We start from the raw sequence: 254 nt of genomic DNA on the forward strand, positions 1-254 counted from the left end.
AGCCGCGGCATTTTCTATCTGATGCTCACGCGCAACGGCATCGGCCCTATTGCTGTAATATTCTATATCATACTGTTCTCGATTGTCCAAAAACATGGCTTCGCTCACTGCCGTTAAATCAACTGCGCGATTTTGAAGTGAACACCTGCAAACCTCAATAGCTTTAGGATCAACCACATCGGTATGGATATTCGAAGGCAGACTGATCACTGCCGACCGTTCGCAGTTTATATCCGAAAAGGCGATACGCACTT

General features: G+C 46.5%; 1 protein-coding gene. It reads right to left on the reverse strand.

The window, feature by feature from the left end; genetic code table 11:
- Nucleotides 1-254: hypothetical protein (locus tag KO524_RS15280; protein WP_219295083.1), on the reverse strand; the 254-nt coding region annotated here is incomplete at both ends.

The sequence above is a fragment of the Flavobacterium sp. NKUCC04_CG genome (assembly GCF_019345525.1).
Lineage (GTDB): Bacteria > Bacteroidota > Bacteroidia > Flavobacteriales > Flavobacteriaceae > Flavobacterium.